Origin of the sequence: Pantoea sp. CCBC3-3-1 (assembly GCF_007981265.1) — a bacterium.
Classification (GTDB): Bacteria; Pseudomonadota; Gammaproteobacteria; order Enterobacterales; family Enterobacteriaceae; genus Erwinia.
Genome location: NZ_CP034363.1, coordinates 3,684,913 through 3,702,964, shown reverse-complemented (window position 1 = coordinate 3,702,964; position 18,052 = coordinate 3,684,913). Strand labels below are relative to the sequence as shown.

The window sequence follows — 18,052 nt, the reverse complement described above, 5'->3', positions numbered from 1 at the left end:
AAAAAAAGGAGAAAATGACTGAGCGCTAAAGTCCTTTGGATCGGCTTTATATTTTTACTTCTTTGCTTTGCGGTATTAATAAAAGCCGCATTCTATTACCACTCGCAATATCTCACTGCACAAGCGCAGCTTAAACAGCAGCAGGTGCAGCTGAAAGATATTCAGTATCGGCTAAAGGAGGTGGCCTCTCTTGATAAAAAATATGCTGAACAACGGCAAAAAGCGGCGGCGACGGTTAGCCAGCTTGAGCACGATGTTGCTGCTGGTCAGCGCAGGTTGCAGCTCGCCGCCAGCTGCTCGCCCTCAAACAGTCCCCGCGCCGCCCGCGTGGATGATGGAGAGCGCCCCAGACTTAATGACGCCGCTCAACGGCATTATTTCACTCTCAGAGAAAGGATCGACACTGCCCGTCTCCAGATAGCCGGTTTACAGAGCTATATCCGCGAGCAGTGCCTGAAATAAAAGCCGTTTTCAAAATTAATAAGGAGGTGCTTTGACTGATAACAGCAGTAAAGCGGCTGGCTGGCTAACGCCGGTCAGTGACGCCCCGGCCTATGACACATTACTGGAAGAGCAAATAAGAGAAGGGATCCTCGGCATAACTGGTTTACCCGATAACCGCGTCGCCGTGGTTGAAGGCAGCGAACCGCCATCGTGGCAAACCGATGAATCAGGCTGCTCTTTTATCATTATGCAAATATCCGCCGCAGGCGCGCCGGTTATTACTCATCAGCAGGAGGAAAATAGCGAATTATGGCGTGAAGAAATCATTCAATGCGTACTGCATTTTTATGGCCCTTCCGCCCAGAAATATGCCACGCGATTCCGTGATGGCAGTGAGCTGTCACAAAACAGAGAAGAATTAAACGTTCACGCACTGAATATTCAGAGCTGCAGTGAAATAACGACCGTTATTGATGTCGTTAATGACGTAAAAACTCGCCGTTATGATTTGACGGTAAATCTGGTTCGTAAAGTCATCCGTCTATACGGAATTAATACACTGGTGGAAGCACCCGTTAACTTTTTTGGAGAATAAAAGATGCCACAAGGATTACCTTTATCCGGTATTGTCAATGTTGATGTGATTATGTCACCCACAGCTACAACCGGCCGTAATTTTGGTTCAATGCTCATTTTAGGCAATTCGACGGTTATTCCGTTAACAGAACGCCTGCGCCTCTATACTGCCGCTGCGGATATTGCTGCTGATTTCGGTATTGATTCCGCGGAATATCAGGCAGCAGCCGTGTATTTCGCTCAGTCGCCACAGCCACAGCAACTTTATATCGGTCGTTGGGCAACCACGCTGGCCACCGGTGAGGAAGGAAAGGTAGAAACGCTGGCTGAAGCGGTAAATGCCGCGCTTGATTACGCCAGCTGGTATGGCCTGGCCGTTGCCGCCGCCAGTGATACCACGGTAACGGATGACGATATCCTGGCTGCGGCGGCGGCAATTGAATCCGCCAGTCAGAGCCGTGTTTTTGCTGTTACCTCAGGCAGTGAAGAGATCCTTAGTAAAACCTCGACTACCGATCTTGCTTCCAGGCTTAAAGCAGCCGGCTATGCGCGAACCTTTATTCAGTACTCCACGAAAAGCCGCTTTGCAGCGATTTCAGCCTTTGCCCGTGCCTTCACCGTAAATTTCAGCGGCAGCAATACTACGCTGACCCTGAAGTTCAAAACGGAGCCGGGCGTAACTTATGAAACCCTGACCGCCACTCAGGCAGCCACGCTGGAAAGCAAGCGCGTCAATGTTTACATCCTGTTTGCTAACGACAGCGCCATTCTGCAACAGGGCGTGATGACGAACGGCGACTTCTTTGATGAGCGCCACGGCCTGGACTGGTTGCAGAACTACGTGCAGACCAATTTATTCAACCTGCTCTATACCTCGACCAGCAAAGTTCCCCAGACGGAAGCGGGCATTACCCGCCTGATGGGCAACGTCGAGGCGTCAATGGACCAGGCTGTCACCAACGGGCTGGTTGCGCCGGGTATCTGGAACGGCAGCGATATGGGCCAGCTGAGCGCAGGCGATACCCTGACCAAAGGCTATTACGTCTACGCGCAGCCGCTGGCTACGCAGTCTCAGGCCGATCGTGAAGCCCGTAAAGCGCCGCTGATTCAGGTGGCTTGTAAACTGGCCGGTGCCGTGCACTACGCCGATGTTCAGATTAACGTTGTTCGCTAAGGAAATAATAATGACTGCTTATTCATTTATGGATGTAACTGCCTCTTTTATCGGTCCGGGAATGGTATTTGATTTGGGAAGCGGCTCGGGTAATTCTGAGGAAGGGATCACGGTTGCCATGAGCGGCATCAAAAACACCATGACGCTGGGGATTGATGGCGAAGGGATGAACTCCTTGCTGCCTGGTAAATCAGGAACGGTGACAATTAACCTGCTACAGACTTCGCCGGCAAATAAAAAGCTGTCGCTGGCTTATAACGCACAAAGTCAGTCTTCAGCCAGCTGGGGCAATAACATTATTGTTATTCGCAACAACGCCTCAGGCGAAGTCATTACTGCTCGTGGCGTGGCATTCCAGAAACTGCCCGATCGCAAGTTTGCGAAAGAGGGCGGCACTTCCGCCTGGGTTTTTGACTGTATCAAAATCGATATCATGCCGGGAGAATATTAATTTATGGAAGTTGACATTGCCGACGTTAATTACCGCATCGCGAAGCTGGATGTTTTCCAACAGCTGAAAGTTTCCCGCAAATTACTGCCGCTGCTGGCCGGGATGTTATCGGATGTGGGAACGCTTAAAGCCGCTGCGGCTGAAGGCGACTTATATAAAGCGCTGGAAAAAACGCTGCCGACGATTGCGCAAACGCTGGCCGACATGAGCGAAGAAGATACCCATGCGATTCTGCATCCCTGCCTTTCGGTGGTGTCACGGCAGCAGGCGAAAGGCTGGGCACCGATCTTTTCTCAGGGCGTGCTGATGTTTGACGATCTGGATCTGGTCACCATGCTGAAGCTGGTTATGCGGGTAGTGGAGGATTCGCTGGGAAGTTTTTTGCCCGAACTCCCCGTCAGTCCCGGTGCGGCCCAGCCAGCGAGCTGACCCTCGAAACGCTTCCTGATGGGGAAGATTTTCTGATGCGCCCGGTGGATGCCGGGTTTATCAGCTACACCGCGCTTAAAGACGGCTCGGTCGATCTGGCGGACATTGCCCGTCTGAACGACTGGCTGGATTTGAAAGCGGAGAATCACTACCGCATCGCTCAATGGAAACAGGCTAATGAACGCTGAAAACAGCAACAATTTTCCGCTGGTGCTGGAAAATCAGCTGACGGCAGAGGTCGCCAGCTGGCAGAAACTGCAGCAAATCGTTGAGGATCCCGCTGTTTCGGACAGCGACCAGGCATCAAAAACGCTGGATCTGCAAAAAATCAGGCAGTCCGTGGCAAAAGCCGGCAACGCGTTGGTGAACTATATCGATCGTTTTGCCAGTCGGCTGGAGCAGCTGGGGCAGAGGGCACAAAACGCCGGCGTGGAGGCTGGCGATTTAAAAGCGCTTGAATATGGTGCCGCGCAAAGCGGACTGAGTAATGAATCGCTGGCCAAAGCTGTTGGTGCGCTTAAAACGCCCGGTGCCGAAACGCTCCTTAACCTCCTGGGGGTCGCCACCGCTGATGCCAACGGTCAAAAACGCGCGGAGAGCAGCGTTTTTAATGACCTTGGCAACAGTCTTGGCGCAATGCCTGAAGCCCAGGCGGTGCAAACGGCGCAGCAGTTGGGGCTTGCCCCTGACGTACTGGCCGCTATGCAGCAAGGATTAGGCAAATTCATCACCGACTATAACCACATCTCCGCGTCGGTCGACGTGAATATGACGGATGCCGTCTCCGGTGCCGATCGTTTTATGGGAGCGAGACGTAAGTTTGATGAGGTTGTTGAATTGCTGCAAACCAAAAGCAGTGCGCGTCTGAACGATGGCCTGGCGGACTCCTTTGATCGTCTCAGCCAGCGGCTGATCGATAACGCGCCCGATCTTCAGCGCGTTATTGACGGCGTGGTGAGCGCGCTTCTTTGGCTGGCAGAAGTTGGAGAGCGGGTGGTCATTCGCCTTGTGCAGGCCGCTGCCGATCTCAGCCGCTGGTGGGATTCGCTCGATGGCGCTACGAAACAGCTGCTTATCTCGCTTGGCGCAGTTACCGCTGCCTGGTTAGTGCTGAACAGCGCATTTCTGATGTCGCCGTTAGGCATCGTATTAGCGCTGGCGGGCGCGCTGTTTGCCCTCTACGACGACTACAAAACCTGGCAGGAAGGGGGAAAAAGCCTGATTGACTGGGATTCATGGGCGCCGGGCATTCAGGCAGCGAAAACGGCGATTGGCTGGCTGATCGACAAAATCGCTAAATTAAGCCAGGGCACGCTGGACTGGAAAAGCGGCATGCAGGCGCTGGCCGACTTTGTCTCCGGAAACTGGTCGCCGACGATGATTAACGCCGTGAAAAGCGTCAAAGAATACTTCAACAGTTTCTTTGCCGACATCGCAAATAAACTGGCTGACGGCCCGGCGTGGACGCTATTAAGGAAACTCCACATCCTGACGGATAAAGACACCGAAGACATGATCCATTTTATGAGCAACATGTTTGGTGGAGATGATAAAGCGTCGGCAGGTTCCGCAAGCCAGGCGAACAGGCAAATTTTCAATCCGACGTATCTCAGCAACGCGATGGCGACTATTAATGCCACAGGTAACGATCGCATGCTGTGGCAAAACGCGCTGATGCAACCCGCCGGGCCAGGGATCCAGCAGGAGACCAATATTCACCTGCATGGCGTCAGCGATCCTCAGGCTGCGGCTAAATATGTTGAACGCAGTCAGTTCGACGTGAATTCACTGTTGGTACAGAAACTGGCCAGGAGGGCAGTGTAATGCAATCTTTATCAACGCTTTTCCTGCCGCAGCGACGGCAAATTGGCTTACTGATTCCTGACGTAGTGACCAGCGAGAGCCACACGGACGTGCTAACCCTTACCAGCCATCCGGTTGAAAATGGCACAAATATTTCCGATCACGCTTATCTGACCTCGCCTACCGTCACGATGGACATTGGTTTTTCCAGCGGCGGTTCGCTGGTGGATTTTTGGGATAGCCGCCAGTTGGGTGTGGGCCAGGGGCTTAGCCCAACCGAGATCTACCAAAACCTGCTGGAGATGCAGAAAAACAGAAACCTGCTGGACGTGGTGACCGGTAAACGTCTGTACAGCAACATGTTAATCAGCCATCTCAACGTCACCACGGCGGCCAATAGCGAACACGTTCTTTTCGCCTCGCTAACGCTGACTGAAGTGATCATTGCCGATACGGATAACCGATCCAGCGCGGCTAAAGAGAATATGCAGCAGGGCGTAGCGACCTCGGCCGTGCAGAACAGCGGCAAAAAAGTCACTAAGCAGACCTCCAGCCTGTCGTTAACAGGAGGTGGCTGATGGTCATTGCAGAAATCCCGTTAACGCCTGAGAACCAGCTTTTTGCCCTGTCACAAAATAACGTCGGTTATAAAATGCGGCTTATCTGGCGCGGTGACAGCTGGGTTCTGGATCTGCTGGACGACAGCGAGGCGGATATTATTACCGGCATTCCGCTGGTAACCGGTATCGACCTGCTGGAACAGTATGCCTGGCTGGACTTGGGCTTTGGTCTGAGGGTGCTCACTGACGAGAGTAGCGGTGAGGCACCGAATCAGTTCAGCCTCGGCTATACCAGCCATCTTTGCATTGTGACGGGGTCATTATGAGCGCTAACTGGATGCGTTATTTTGACCTGGTCATCGACGGCAATAACGGCAAGTCGCTGCGCCTGAACGATTTTAAAGTCACCTTTCAGATTACCAGCGACGTCACTAAAAACGGCAGCGAAGCGAAAATTACCGTTTATAACCTTAAACAATCAACCTGCAATGCGATTATGAAAGGAGAATATACCCGGCTGAAAATTGTTGCGGGTTATTCAGGCATTGCGCCTGACGTCGACAGCAGCCAGGTTGGCAAAGTTTATAACGTTCCGGCGTGGCAGGCAGGGCAGGCGCGGGGAATGAACTATGGCGAGATCTTTAGCGGCGAAATCCGCTATGCCTTCAGCGGCAAAACAAACCAGGATACGACGCTGGTTATTCAGGCGCTGGATGGCCATCAGGCGATGCTGGAAACCACGCTTAATACTACGCTGGCAGCCGGCCATAGCGCTGAATCACTGCTGGCGTTAACCCTGCGGAACTTTAATCCCTTTGGGATAACGGCTGGCGTAACCGGCGCGATGCCGCCAACCCGCTTTCCCCGGGGGAAAGTGTTATACCAGGCCGCGCATCAGGTGATGGATAATATTGCTGCTCAGTGTCGGGCCAGCTGGCAGTTTGTTGACGGCAAGCTCCAAATGGTGCCGGAAGATAACTATCTCCAGCAGCAGGTGGTGCTTAACAGCCAGTCTGGCCTGATTGGCGCGCCGAAGCTGCTGATGACGGGGGTCGAGCTAAAATGTTTGATAAATCCAAATATTCGCCTGCATGGAACGGTGCAGGTCGATCAGGCAATGCTGATGCAGGCCTGGCGATCTACCGAAGAGGCCGTTAAACCGGCAAAAGCGGCTGACGGCACCGTTAATAAAACCGACCAAAAGCTCGCCGATATTACTGCTGATGGCACTTATATTGTTAACGGCATCAGCTGTAACGGAGATACCAGAGACACAGCCTGGTATATGACCTTAACCTGCATCCCGCGAGATAAGCAGACGCCGCTTCCGTCTGGCGCCTCCTAATTCAAAGATGATGCCTTACCCGCGCTATGCGGGTTTTTTGCGTGGAGATTTTATGCCCGTTTCAATTCAGTCCATTCTCGGCGGTCAGGCTCAGGCATATCAGGCCTTAGCCGACGCGATCTCTTCAAAACTACGCGTTGCTTTGCCCGGAATTATCCAGTCGTTCGATCCCGTCGCGGTAACCTGCACGGTTCAGCCAGCGATAAAAGGCACTCTCCGCAACGCTGATAACGACCCGGTTTCCGTCTCGCTGCCTTTGCTGGTGGATGTGCCCGTTATCTTTCCGCGTGGTGGCGGCTGCACCATAACTTTTCCAGTCGCGAAAGGGGATGAATGCCTGGTGATTTTTAGCGATCGCTGCATTGATTTCTGGTGGCAAAACGGCGGCGTGCAGGAGCCGGTTGATCCGCGCCAACACGACCTGTCAGATGCCTTCGCGCTGGTTGGGCCGCAGTCACAGGCGGAAAAAATTGGCAGTATCAGTACTGATTCGCTGCAAATTCGCACCGATGAAGGCAACGCCTTTATTGAACTGAAACAGGGCGGCGAAGTGACCATTACCACACCGCAGCTAACCGTGAATGGCAACGTGACGGTTAACGGCGAGGTTCACTCCAGCGGCGATCAGACCGCCAGCGGGATCAGCCTGAAAGATCACGTTCATGGCGGCATTCAGAGCGGAACCAGCTATACAAGAGGACCACAATGAAATACCGACGCGAAGATCAAGGTGATTACACCTTTGGTAAAGGAGAGGGCACTTTCCTGATTGATTCGGCCGAATGCGTGGCGCAGGCGATTAAAACCCGATTACAGCTGTGGTACGGCCAGTGGTTTCTCGATACCACCGAAGGCACACCGTGGATGCAATCGCTACTGGGAAAACGCAGCTCAACGGCGATGGAGCTGGCGCTGCGTAAGCGCATTCTGGCGACCGAAGGTGTGAAAGCGATCCTTTCATATACAGCAACGTTTAACCCTTCCACACGCCGCATGGTAATTACGACCACGGTAGACACTCTGTTTGGTCAGACAACAGTTATAAGCGAGGCATAATGGCTCTCAACACAGACAGGCTGGGGTTATCGGCAACGGTAACGGCCCAGGGGATCAGTGCGCCCGATTACCAGACCATTCTGGGCATGTTGACCCGCTACTTTCAGCAAATCTACGGCTCCGATGCTTACCTGGAGCCGGACAGTAAAGACGGGCAGATGCTGGCGATCTACGCTCTGGCTATCCATGATGCCAATAACACGGCGATTGCCTGCTACAACTCATTTTCGCCGGCGACGGCCACGGGCGATGCGCTAACGCGCAATGTAAAAATCAACGGCATTGCCCGTAAGGCGGCAACCCGTTCGACGGTAGACGTCAAGCTAACTGGCTTGCCGGGAACGCTGATTATCAACGGCTCGGTGAGGGACAGTAATAACGTGCTCTGGGAACTTCCGGCTACCGTTACGCTTGATACTTCCGGCACCACCATCGTGACGGCAACCTGCGCCACGCAGGGTGCCGTTGCAGCAGTAATTGGTTCGGTTAATCAAATCAATACGCCGACGCGCGGCTGGACCGCAGTTACCAATGTTTCAGCAGCGGCAGTAGGAAACGCAGCGGAAACGGATGCTCAGCTGCGTAGTCGCCAGGCGCAGAGCGTTGCATCGGCGGCGCTGGTTACATTTGATGCGCTGGACGGTGCGATTGCCAATATTCAGGGCGTGACCGGGCACAAGCTGTATCAAAACGATACCAGCGAGACAGATGATAACGGCTTACCGGCCCATGCGATTTCAGCCATTGTTATTGGCGGTGACGCTACCGAGATTGCGGATACGCTCCGCAGAAAAAAATCGTTGGGTGTGGCCACCTGGGGCAATACGGCAATCGCGGTAACGGATAGCTATGGCGCAGCGCAAACCATTAATTTCACCCGTCCGGTAGCCGTTCCGGTTTATCTGGCTTTAGAGATTAAGGCGCTCCCGGGATATACCAGCGCCGTTGCCGACGAAATAAAAATGGCGCTTGCCGCCTGGATCAACAAGCTGGGTATTGGAGAGGATGTGTTGCTAAGCCGACTCTATTCTCCGGCCAACCTGACAGCGGGAACGGACAGCAATAACAGCCAGTATTACGATATTTTGAGCCTGAAAGTGGGTATTAGCGAATCGGCACTGGCAACGGCGAATATTTCAATCCCTTACGATTGCCTGGCCTCCTGTAAAATTGAAAATATCACCGTTACGGTGACCTCATGAAATATACCGAGCTGATTACAAATTATCACCGTAAGCCTTTATTTGTTGAGCACGTTGACTTAATTTCCCGACCACAAAGCGAACTCTCCGCTTCGCTCTCGGGATTACTTTCTGCACTGGATATCGACAGTGCGGCAGGGGCTCAACTGGATATATTGGGCGAATGGATTGGACGTAACAGAAAAATTACGGCACCCATTGAAGATTATTTTTTCACGCTCGACAGCAGTACGCTGGGATTTGGTTATGGCACTTGGAAAAACCGTTACGATCCCGAATCAGGTGCGATTAATGTCGACGACGAAGATTATCGCACCATGCTGCGAGCCAAAATAGGGGCGAACGGCTGGGACGGTACGACGGAAACGCTGCCGAAAGTGCTGCAAAGTATTTATCCTAAAGGAGATATATCACTCTCTTTTACTGATAATCAGGATATGTCGATTACCGTTTATGTTAACGGCAATACGGTCTCAAACATCACCAAAGAAATTATCAAACAGGGCTATCTGGCCGTTAAGCCTGCTGGCGTTTCTGTAATCTATAAAATAAATGAGGAATAATCATGCCGGTTAATGATTTCAAGGCGTTTGCTACGGGTGAGAATGCCAATGTGCTTTCGCAAGCAGAATATGAAGAACTCGATGCGGTCGATGCGGGTTTCCAGTCGGGAATAGCGCGCAGCGAACAACTCAATAAGGTCTGGCGTCAGGCCTCGACTATTGCGGCCGTAGTGGCAGGATTTATCGCGGACAAGTCTGGCAATGATGTAGTAGATAATGGCGACACCGAATCGCTGGAAGCATCATTATTGAAAGCGCTATTAAACAATTCCACATCGCAATTGGATGGCCGTTATTTAAAGTCTGCCAGTAATCTGGCTGACGTAGGGAATATAGCGGCGGCGCGAGGGAATCTTGGGCTGGGAAACCTTGCGTTAAAAAATAGCCTTACTGCAGCTGATGTTGGGGCTTATCCGATAAGTGCCGGAGAGTTAAAAGGCGAGGCCTGGTCCACATTTGTAAATAATTACAGGATTATTGCTAACAACAAGGGCGTTTTTTGGCGTTTTGACGGCAGTAATTATTATTTAATGCTAACAAATGATGGAGACCCAAAAGGGGGGTGGAATAGTTTAAGGCCTCTTGCGATTGATTATGCTTCAGGTGATATGCGCACGGATCATAATTTTTTAGCAAATGGCAGGATATCTGGAGGAAAAGATATTGTAGCCGCTAACTCTGTCTACTCTGGAAATGGTTCTGCGCAAATCGCACCTGATGGTAATATTAATGGGGGGCTCTGGGGGGGGTGGTTAAATAACTATTTGGCCAGCAATTGGAATGGCGCTGTATTTAGCTCTCGTCGTGGAGGTCAGCAACTTTATAATCCTGGTTTTACATGGATGGGCGATTGGGAAGCACCAGAAGGATGTTTTCTTACCGGCGTTAGATCGGCAAGTGCGCCGGATGGTCGAAAAATGGGGCTTTTCTACAGACGCGTTCAATTAATGAATAAGCTTGGGGCATGGTGGGAAATTGGAGATTAATATGGATTCTTTCCTGAACGTAAAAATATACAAAAAAGAAAAAATTGAACAAGGAAGTTATGAGGGGAAAAATTTCTTGTTTTTTTCTGATGATAAAGAGCGTGATTGGTATGAAACACGCAAAACATGGAGAGGATGTATTGGTGTCGATCCTTTAACAAATATTGTCTGTGCCTTCCAAACTGATGTAACGATGATGACAATGGTGCCTGGACAAAACGTTTATGAAGTTGAATATACATCTGTCCCGGAAAATGTTATTGGAAATTTTCAATATAGTCTTGGTGTTTTCAAAGAATATACTCCTATTGTTTCGGAGCGTACAAAGGAGGATATATTATATGACTTGAATAGAATAAAAGAAGAATTAGATAATATGGTTTAGATAATGAATCACCAGCATAGCATGAGATTAGCATATGCTATGCTGGTATTTTTAAATCATAAAATAAATTTTTTATACTCCAGCCTGTTTTCCACTAGATAATCAGGGAAATTTTTTTTATTCAATTCTTTCTTGATAAACTTCCTGTCACGAGACCAAATGTCTTGTCCATTTTTTATGCATTGAATAATATGATCTTCATTATTAAATTCAGGCAAGTCATATTCAGTATGTGATATTGAGGACATTTTTTTTGAAATTTGTTCAGGCGTCATTATCCAGGAGAAATGCCATCCTCCATCTTTAATGATTTTTGAGTTAATTTTCAACCACTGCCATTTAAACCAGTTTTTTCTAATGAAAGAATTCTTACGCTTAACGTTACGTAAGGTTTCCGGCTCACTTCTAAAAAAATGGGTGAGATTATAATAACTCACGGCTTTGGGAAGCTTGCAAAGTCGTGGCGTCCCATCATTGTTAAGTACCTGAAGGTTGAACTGATAGTTATAAAAATTCTGATAAATTGTTGTGCATAATTTGCGCGGATTTATTTGAGGGATAATTTTTGGATCGTAAATCTCATCCACGTCAGCAATAAGGATAAGGTCATCGTTCGATGCGTCTTTTAAACCCTGCATAATAGCATTACGAGTATCTGACTCATTTTGCCATGCATCAGCATGAGGCTGCTGATCAAAGACAACATAAATAATCTTATCCTTAAACTTACTGAAGTTGTCAGGCTTAAAGTTTAACGGTTTAGGGTTACCTGTAAAACTATGAGTAGATTCCACAATGACAAACTTATCTATATGATCTGAAAGGGTTTCTAAGCGTAGTTTTAACATCATTTCTTCATCGTAGAAGAGAAAACAATCATAAATCATGCGCGTTCCTGCTTAAAAAATAGGCTCATATTGTGAGGTTTATGAATGTAAGTGTATCATATTATTGCCGTAACTGGCTGTAAAATTATATTGATGTGAAGATGAATACGTGCGATTCAATGCATTAAAGCTAATTAGCTGAGTGAAAATATCATGTAATTATTATTTCGAATGAATAATATAGAATTGGTTATAATTATCATATAAATAAATCTATGAAAGTTCGATGGGTAATTTTATTATACAATAATTATAAGAAAAAAACCTTTTTGATTATATTTCTGTCAATAGCTAGCTTGATTTAATATAAACGCACATGATTCATCATATGCGCTTATAGCTTTATGTATCTTGTCAAATAGAGCGGTCTGGGTTATCACGGTAAGCCGTTACCATCATTGCCAGACATATGCAGATTAGCAGCACCGTATTTCCTTGAATCAACACCGTATCTGCCAGGCCAAACAGAAACATGGGTAGAATAATAAACATCACACCATTATTTCTACGCAGCTTCCTGGAAAGAGCAAGAACCATGCCGTTAATATAAAATGCCAGTAACGCTATAATGCCCAAAATTCCGTGCAGGGAAAGGACTTCCAGCATATCGTTATGCAGATGGTAAGCAACGTTTTTCCATGCTTCCGGATTATTTCTTTCATACTTTACAATATACGTTCGGGCCTTTTCAGTACGCTCATCTGAATTTTGACCTACTATGCCAAAATTAACGCTGTGCCAGCCAGATTTCCAGATAGAGAAGCGCGCACCAATTGAAGTGTCGTTATTTTGATGATAATTATCGATATCGCTTTTTATCTGACTCATGCGATCCCAGATAGCATAAGGTGTGCCGATTATCACTACCAGAAAAGCGGCGAGGCAACTGTAAAGGATCGCCTTATGGATTTTTCTATAGTTCATTATAAAGAACAGGACATACATAACAGGCGCGTATAAAACGGCAGAGCGTGTTTCTGTAAGAATAACCAGCGTTACATTGACTGCCAGAATAGTGAAGAATAATACTATTGAAAAAGCGCTGCTTTTAAAACGCTGAAATGCGAGATAGAGGCAGGTCAGCGAAACAAAAACGGTCAAATAGGAGGCTGTAGTAGCCGCATCTGAAGTTAGTTTAATGCGGGGATCATTGTTGGCGTGAGCCTGAAAAGCAAACCAGAGCGTATAAATAAGGCCTGCGAGGATCAGCGCTATGGAGGCGGTAAGCGATGTTTTACTTAGCTTGTCCCGGGCTTTGTAAAACCAAAAAATAATAAATGCCGTAAGTAAAAAACGTTTGCCGCCTACGACATAATTGTCATGAATATCCTTCCAATGGGTTTGTTTAAAACAGACTCCCCAAATAATTCTGGCTGCCGCCATCAAAACCAGGGCAAACATAAAACCCAACAATGCGTGGTTTTCAACAGGAAGTTTACGGTTCGTCCATGCGTGGTGAACTGTGAATATGATACCGACATAGCTTACCAGATAAAAAACCTTCTCAGGTAATCCCTGAAGAAAAAGATCGGAAGTGAGCGCTACGGCTAGCGCCAAAAAGCAGATGTTATAAATTAATTTATGCTGGCTTCTTATCAAATTCATCTCAGATGCTCATTTTAGATAACGAAACAGGTAATAATTGATGTACCATTTTAATGCTCGCAAAAGCTTTCTCTCTCTGAACATAAGCTTGTACATCTTTTTTGCCTGACTATCATTTTTGGGGAGATCATAGGGTTGTGCAGCCCATACCGAACGTCTGTAAATTACTGAGTAGTACTTGCACACAGCTTGTTTATTCCACTGTTGCCAGGGTTTATCTGCACCAGCATAATGCAAGAATACCGTTTCTGCAGGTGGCAACCTCTCGTAATCTTTCGGTCCATGGCCAGGTTTGAAAATTGTATTATATTTTCTGTCCAGCGCAATAAACTGATTTTCCAGCACGATATTTAAAGCATCCTGATCCAGATATTGCAGAGCTGCACCTTTCTGACCCAATACTGAAAATGTCTGAAGAGAAATACGTTCTTCTCTCCAGCGTGCTACGTTGATTAACATCACGCCTGCATTAAAATAACTATCGCTACTTAGTGCCACATTCTTCGCCAGTTCTTTCCGCAGACCTTCCTCTTCGAGCACCACAAATGCGGGATTTTTATTGATTTGAGCAAAATTCCATAGCGTCTTGAAAGGATTAAGGCAAACAATATCTGCATCAAGATAGAGCAGCATATCCACATCTCTTAGAAAATGTGGTGCAAGCAGACGGTAATACGTCGCTTTAGTAAAAAGCTGCGTGGTGGGAAAATCGCAAAAAAGGCTGGATGCTATTTTATGCACAGTGAAAATATGGGGGCTGTCTTTCAGTAGGGTTTTAAATTTATCAGACAGACTGCTGACATTTTCATCAGTAATCAGGTGGAAATTAAAGACCTCATTGCCTGAAGCTTCAATTATGGATTGAATAGTAATAAAAGCATGACGTAAAAAACCACCATCAACGCCAAAAACAATATGCCTTATTGGCCAATCAAAGGTTGTCTTTCCTGCAACAATAATCTCTGAAATGACATGCCTCTCCAGAAACTCCTCATCAACAATTCTTTCGAAAGATCCAGCCTTCATACATGCGCATCCATAACTGATGAGGTTTAAAAACGATAAAGTATACTAAATTGCCTCATGGCAAAACAACCTGTTCAACTTTTTCGTCCGGGAGCCGTTCTAACTTCTCTACCCCCGGCAAGACAACGGCTAAACCAGCCTCTTTACCAGCGCCTCGCTATGCCGGATGTGGCTGGGCGCGCGCTCGGGATCGTGCTGCACCAGCGCCATAAACAGCAGGTCGGTCAGCGTCAGCTGAGCCGATGTGGAAGAGATAGCCGCGCTGCGAGTAGTTTGTTCTTCTGCGACGGTATAAAGGCAGTGCGTCGCGCATTGTTGCAGAGTATTTGGCGTAAAGCCGGTAAAAGCGAGCACGCTGGCCCCCACGCGCTGTGCTTCCTGCGCAGCAAGGTTAATCTCACGGCGTTCTCCCGTATAGGAAATCGCTAATAGTACATCGCCCACGCTCAACGCCTGTACGCTTCCCAGTAGCGCATGCATATCCTGTTCAGCCACGGCGCTGATGCCAATTTTCATCAGCTTCCAGGAGAAATCTTTCGCGACCAGCCCGGATGCGCCAATACCTACCAGAATTATCCGGTTTGCCCCTTTCAGTAGCCGTAACGTTTCGGCAAGCATTTCTTCACTGTTAATATCCAGCGTGGCGCGAATAGCTGACTGCTTTTCAGCGAGCAACTTTTCGCCCACGATTTTCAGCGGATCGTCACTGAGTATCAGGTTATGTACGGTGATGGCGTCTTTATCCGCCAGCGATTCGCTGAGCGCCAGTTTGAGAGCCGGAAAACCTTTATAGCCCAGCTTTTGGGCGAACTTCACCACGCTGGACTGGCTCACGCCAGCCTCTTCTGCTAGTTTTTGCGAACTGAGATGACGAGCCACGTCGGGTTGCGACAGCAAAAAGTCAGCCAGTCGGCGTTCGTTTAACGCCAGTCCTGGATAGAGCTGGCGAATGCGTAGCAGTGAACTCATCGTGTGACATCTCCTGTCAATCATTAGCCCGAATAGCATGCGGGTAGGCCCCGATTTGATGCCGTGTTATTGACCGCCATCGGGTAAGCTGGCTCGGCGAAAGAATATAATATTCAAAATTTTGTTTTGTTGAAGAATTAAAAATTCATAAGAGAGAATAGCATGGATCTTGGTTCCCTGATTTCAGAAACGCGAAACGTCGACACAATGGATCTCGACAGCCTTTCCACGCTTGAGCTGGTGACAAAATTCAACGACCAGGATGCCACGGTAGCTGAAGCGGTACGGCAGACGTTACCGGAAGTCGCGAAAGCTGTAGATGCTGCGGCTCAGGCGCTGCAAGAAGGTGGCAGGTTGATTTATATGGGCGCTGGAACCAGCGGCCGACTTGGGGTATTAGATGCCTCTGAATGCCCACCGACCTTTGGTGTTCCACATGGGCTGGTTGTAGGTCTGATTGCCGGTGGGCCAGGCGCACTTTTGAAAGCGGTAGAAGGCGCCGAAGACAGTGAAGAACTGGCCATCGCGGATTTGCAGGCGCTTTGTCTGACCCCTAAAGATATGGTAGTGGGTCTGGCCGCGTCGGGGCGCACGCCCTATGTGATTGGCGGATTGCGCCACGCACGCCTGTTTGGTTGCCGTACCGCCGCCATCTCCTGCAATCCGGATTCACCGATTGCCCGCGAAGCGGAGATTGCCATTTCCCCGGTTGTCGGGCCGGAAGCATTGACGGGTTCTACCCGTTTGAAGTCAGGAACGGCGCAAAAACTGGTGCTCAACATGCTCTCAACGGGCGCGATGGTAAAAACGGGCAAGGTTTATCAGAATTTGATGGTAGATATGCAGGCAACCAATGTGAAACTGGTCGATCGCGCCTGCCGCATGGTTTGTCAGGCAACAGGCTGCTCGTCTGGTGAGGCGGAAACCGCGCTTAAACAAACGGCCTTTGAAGTCAAAACGGCCATTATGATGGTGTTAAGCGGCCTTGGCGCAGAGCAGGCAAAAGCGAAGCTCGCACAGCATAACGGCTTTTTGCGGGCGGCTTTACAGGATAAGGCGTGAGTTTAAACCCGTCAAAATCGCTAAAAAATTCATGTTGTTGTTAAAAACATCGCGTTATGACTGGGAACTGAATCGATTTGGCGGATCCCTTAGCCGCTACTGACTACACTAAGAGCTTGCGCCGGTCACAGGCAGCCGCACAGCCTCTTTCCGCTGTGGGTAAGCCGGTGATGGCGGTTTTCCTTATCGCTGGTTGATGGGAGTTAAAGCCCAGAGGAGAAATTTTGATAACTGGTCAGGAACGACGCGTGGTGTTTTTCGATCTCGACGGCACGCTGCACCAGCAGGATATGTTTGGCACGTTTATGCGCTATCTGTTGTGGCGTCAGCCGCTGAATCTGTTACTGGTCGCACCGCTTTTGCCGGTCATTGGCGCAGGGCTATTATGGAAAGGTCGCGCAGCACGCTGGCCAATGAGCCTGCTGCTGTGGGCGATCACCTTTGGTCACAGTGAGTCGAAGCTGGCTCGTCGTGAAAAAGCTTTTGCACAGTGGTTCCGCCAGAGAGTGACTGCTTTTCCGGTCGTGCAGCAACGGCTAACTGACTATCTCAACAGTTCTGATGCAGATGTCTGGCTGATCACCGGCTCGCCGCAGCCTCTGGTCGAACTGGTCTATTTTGATTCGGCGTTCCTGCCAAAGGTAAAGCTGATTGCCAGCCAGATGAGCAGGGGCTATGGCGGTCGTTTGCTGTCCATGCGCTGTTTGGGTCATGAAAAGGTCGCCAGGCTGGAAGAACAAATCGGCACGCCTTTGCAGCTTTACAGTGGCTACAGCGACAGCAAGCAGGACAACCCGTTGTTGTTCTTTTGCCAGCATCGCTGGCGGGTAACGCCGCAGGGTGAACTGCAACAGCTTGAGTAAACAGGTATACTGCCCGGCGTTTTTTGGGCTGGAGACTCAGGTGAGCGAAACAATTGATGAATACTGGATGCGCCATGCATTAACGCTGGCGCGCCGGGCCTGGGAAGAAGGCGAAGTTCCCGTTGGTGCCGTGCTGGTGCAGGGCGAAACGGTAATAGGAGAGGGCTGGAACCGGCCTATCGGCCATCATGATCCTACTGCTCATGCAGAGATTATGGCGCTGCGTCAGGGGGGGAAGGTGCTGGAAAATTACCGGCTGCTGGATACCACGCTTTACGTCACGCTGGAACCCTGCGTGATGTGCGCTGGCGCGATGGTGCATGGCCGCGTTGGGCGACTGGTGTTTGGGGCTAATGATGAGAAAACCGGCGCGGCAGGGTCGTTGCTCGATGTATTACGGCATCCTGGTATGAATCATCAGGTTAAAATCGAGCAGGGGATTTTAGCTGGGGAGTGTGCTGCGATGCTCAGCGATTTTTTCCGCCATCGCCGGGCAGAAAAAAAAGCCTTGCGCGACAGGCTGCGGGCGGAATCGCAGAAAAGCGATTAAAGCAGTCGCTGAGTTTCAGCGCCGTCTTTAAAAATGGTGCAGGCACAGGGAACATGGCCCGACGTAAAGACGCAAAAAGCGGCGTCCATGCCAGCTCGGCCCGCGACGTCCCTGTC

General features: G+C 49.3%; 23 protein-coding genes. 19 read left to right on the top strand and 4 right to left on the bottom strand.

Annotated elements, in window-relative coordinates; translation table 11 throughout:
* Window positions 1–144 precede the first annotated feature (144 nt).
* From EHV07_RS17285 to EHV07_RS17210, 16 genes are read left to right on the top strand one after another with little or no spacing between them, the layout of a single operon-like run.
* On the top strand, window positions 145–462 hold the full coding sequence (locus tag EHV07_RS17285; RefSeq protein ID WP_254446263.1) for a lysis system i-spanin subunit Rz: 318 nt from the start codon (window positions 145–147) through the stop codon (window positions 460–462).
* A 31-nt stretch (window positions 463–493) separates the two neighbouring features.
* On the top strand, window positions 494–1,039 hold the full coding sequence (locus EHV07_RS17280; protein WP_147199270.1) for a hypothetical protein: 546 nt from the start codon (window positions 494–496) through the stop codon (window positions 1,037–1,039).
* Between the two features lie 3 nt (window positions 1,040–1,042).
* Window positions 1,043–2,194 (top strand): DUF3383 family protein, encoded by a 1,152-nt coding sequence (locus EHV07_RS17275; protein ID WP_147199267.1) that lies wholly within the window; start codon window positions 1,043–1,045, stop codon window positions 2,192–2,194.
* A gap of 10 nt (window positions 2,195–2,204) precedes the next feature.
* Window positions 2,205–2,645: a phage protein gene (locus tag EHV07_RS17270; protein WP_147199265.1), complete on the top strand. Its 441-nt coding sequence runs from the start codon at window positions 2,205–2,207 to the stop codon at window positions 2,643–2,645.
* A 3-nt stretch (window positions 2,646–2,648) separates the two neighbouring features.
* Window positions 2,649–3,074 (top strand): phage tail assembly chaperone, encoded by a 426-nt coding sequence (locus tag EHV07_RS17265; protein ID WP_147199263.1) that lies wholly within the window; start codon window positions 2,649–2,651, stop codon window positions 3,072–3,074.
* A 35-nt stretch (window positions 3,075–3,109) separates the two neighbouring features.
* On the top strand, window positions 3,110–3,262 hold the full coding sequence (locus tag EHV07_RS17260; RefSeq protein WP_147199261.1) for an NTP pyrophosphohydrolase: 153 nt from the start codon (window positions 3,110–3,112) through the stop codon (window positions 3,260–3,262).
* The gene (locus tag EHV07_RS17255; protein WP_147199260.1) at window positions 3,252–4,898 is read left to right on the top strand and encodes a phage tail tape measure protein; all 1,647 of its coding nucleotides are present in this window, start codon (window positions 3,252–3,254) and stop codon (window positions 4,896–4,898) included. The genes EHV07_RS17260 and EHV07_RS17255 overlap by 11 nt, the downstream gene beginning before the upstream one ends.
* Window positions 4,898–5,455, top strand: a complete 558-nt coding sequence (locus EHV07_RS17250; protein WP_147199257.1) for a phage baseplate protein — start codon at window positions 4,898–4,900, stop codon at window positions 5,453–5,455. The genes EHV07_RS17255 and EHV07_RS17250 overlap by 1 nt, the downstream gene beginning before the upstream one ends.
* The gene (locus EHV07_RS17245; RefSeq protein ID WP_147199256.1) at window positions 5,455–5,763 is read left to right on the top strand and encodes a hypothetical protein; all 309 of its coding nucleotides are present in this window, start codon (window positions 5,455–5,457) and stop codon (window positions 5,761–5,763) included. The genes EHV07_RS17250 and EHV07_RS17245 overlap by 1 nt, the downstream gene beginning before the upstream one ends.
* Window positions 5,760–6,782 (top strand): hypothetical protein, encoded by a 1,023-nt coding sequence (locus EHV07_RS17240; protein WP_147199254.1) that lies wholly within the window; start codon window positions 5,760–5,762, stop codon window positions 6,780–6,782. Before EHV07_RS17245 ends, EHV07_RS17240 begins: the two co-directional genes overlap by 4 nt.
* Window positions 6,783–6,834: 52 nt before the next feature.
* A complete protein-coding gene (locus tag EHV07_RS17235) occupies window positions 6,835–7,491 on the top strand; it encodes a Gp138 family membrane-puncturing spike protein (protein WP_147199252.1) in 657 nt (218 codons plus the stop codon).
* A complete protein-coding gene (locus EHV07_RS17230) occupies window positions 7,488–7,838 on the top strand; it encodes a hypothetical protein (RefSeq protein ID WP_147199250.1) in 351 nt (116 codons plus the stop codon). The genes EHV07_RS17235 and EHV07_RS17230 overlap by 4 nt, the downstream gene beginning before the upstream one ends.
* The gene (locus EHV07_RS17225) at window positions 7,838–9,040 is read left to right on the top strand and encodes a baseplate J/gp47 family protein (protein WP_147199248.1); all 1,203 of its coding nucleotides are present in this window, start codon (window positions 7,838–7,840) and stop codon (window positions 9,038–9,040) included. Before EHV07_RS17230 ends, EHV07_RS17225 begins: the two co-directional genes overlap by 1 nt.
* The gene (locus EHV07_RS17220; protein ID WP_147199246.1) at window positions 9,037–9,603 is read left to right on the top strand and encodes a DUF2612 domain-containing protein; all 567 of its coding nucleotides are present in this window, start codon (window positions 9,037–9,039) and stop codon (window positions 9,601–9,603) included. Before EHV07_RS17225 ends, EHV07_RS17220 begins: the two co-directional genes overlap by 4 nt.
* 2 nt (window positions 9,604–9,605) lie before the next feature.
* Complete coding sequence (locus EHV07_RS17215; RefSeq protein WP_147199244.1) at window positions 9,606–10,589, top strand: hypothetical protein; 984 nt, start codon at window positions 9,606–9,608, stop codon at window positions 10,587–10,589.
* Between the two features lies 1 nt (window position 10,590).
* Window positions 10,591–10,974 carry a hypothetical protein gene (locus tag EHV07_RS17210; protein WP_147199242.1) on the top strand — a complete coding sequence of 128 codons (384 nt, stop codon included), beginning with the start codon at window positions 10,591–10,593 and terminating at the stop codon, window positions 10,972–10,974.
* A gap of 56 nt (window positions 10,975–11,030) precedes the next feature.
* Here the strand turns inward: EHV07_RS17210 and EHV07_RS17205 are convergent, their stop codons facing one another.
* The 4 genes from EHV07_RS17205 to EHV07_RS17190 form a co-directional block, all read right to left on the bottom strand.
* Window positions 11,031–11,861 (bottom strand): benzoate transporter, encoded by an 831-nt coding sequence (locus EHV07_RS17205; protein ID WP_147199240.1) that lies wholly within the window; start codon window positions 11,859–11,861, stop codon window positions 11,031–11,033.
* A 354-nt stretch (window positions 11,862–12,215) separates the two neighbouring features.
* On the bottom strand, window positions 12,216–13,466 hold the full coding sequence (locus EHV07_RS17200) for an O-antigen ligase (RefSeq protein ID WP_147199239.1): 1,251 nt from the start codon (window positions 13,464–13,466) through the stop codon (window positions 12,216–12,218).
* A gap of 9 nt (window positions 13,467–13,475) precedes the next feature.
* Window positions 13,476–14,492, bottom strand: a complete 1,017-nt coding sequence (locus tag EHV07_RS17195) for a glycosyltransferase family 8 protein (protein WP_147199237.1) — start codon at window positions 14,490–14,492, stop codon at window positions 13,476–13,478.
* A 129-nt stretch (window positions 14,493–14,621) separates the two neighbouring features.
* Window positions 14,622–15,461 (bottom strand): MurR/RpiR family transcriptional regulator, encoded by an 840-nt coding sequence (locus EHV07_RS17190; RefSeq protein WP_147199235.1) that lies wholly within the window; start codon window positions 15,459–15,461, stop codon window positions 14,622–14,624.
* 162 nt (window positions 15,462–15,623) lie between these two features.
* Between EHV07_RS17190 and murQ the strand changes: the two genes are divergently transcribed.
* From murQ to tadA, 3 genes are all read left to right on the top strand, one after another.
* Complete coding sequence (murQ, locus tag EHV07_RS17185; RefSeq protein WP_147199233.1) at window positions 15,624–16,523, top strand: N-acetylmuramic acid 6-phosphate etherase; 900 nt, start codon at window positions 15,624–15,626, stop codon at window positions 16,521–16,523.
* 224 nt (window positions 16,524–16,747) lie between these two features.
* Window positions 16,748–17,386, top strand: coding sequence for a phosphatidylglycerophosphatase C (gene yfhb, locus EHV07_RS17180; RefSeq protein WP_147199231.1), 639 nt, complete (start codon window positions 16,748–16,750; stop codon window positions 17,384–17,386).
* A 67-nt stretch (window positions 17,387–17,453) separates the two neighbouring features.
* A complete protein-coding gene (gene tadA, locus EHV07_RS17175; RefSeq protein ID WP_371419699.1) occupies window positions 17,454–17,936 on the top strand; it encodes a tRNA adenosine(34) deaminase TadA in 483 nt (160 codons plus the stop codon).
* The last annotated feature ends 116 nt before the right edge of the window (window positions 17,937–18,052 follow it).